We start from the raw sequence: 510 nt of genomic DNA, 5'->3' as shown, positions 1-510 counted from the left end.
GGTAATCCCCCCGAAAAACCGTTGTGTTCATAAGTAGAATTTTCTACTAACCTGAATCGGGGAGAAATCTATGAAGAAATCACGTTTTACTGACAGCCAGATTATGGCCATTCTCAAACAGGCCGAAGCCGGAACGCCGGTTTCTGAACTGTGCCGCGAGCATGGTATGAGTAATGCCAGCTTCTATAAGTGGCGTTCACGCTTTGGTGGGATGGATGCCTCCATGATGGCCCGCCTGAAAGAGCTGGAAGACGAAAATCGTCGCCTCAAAAAGATGTATGCCGAAGAACGGCTTAAAGCCGAGATAATTCAGGAAGCCATGACAAAAAAGTGGTGAAACCATCGCATCGGAAGCAGATGGCACAAGAAGCGGTCCGGCTTCGGCAAGTCAGTATTCGTTTTGCCTGCCGGTTATTTGCCGTCAGTGAAAGTTGCTATCGCTACCAACCTACACTGAGTGAAGAAAATGAAGCTATTGCTGATTGGCTGCTGCGCATAACTGACAGCCAG

At 48.4% G+C, this 510-nt stretch carries 1 pseudogene; it reads left to right on the top strand.

Annotated features, from left to right (window positions below):
- Nucleotides 1-70 precede the first annotated feature (70 nt).
- Nucleotides 71-510 (top strand): annotated as a pseudogene (locus tag JK211_RS16840) (transposase); the annotation flags it as partial.

Origin of the sequence: Tatumella sp. JGM130 (assembly GCF_018257525.1) — a bacterium.
GTDB classification, from domain to species: domain Bacteria; phylum Pseudomonadota; class Gammaproteobacteria; order Enterobacterales; family Enterobacteriaceae; genus Tatumella; species Tatumella punctata.
Note: the sequence above shows the minus strand (reverse complement) of the source record. Positions and strands in the feature narration are given on the sequence as shown.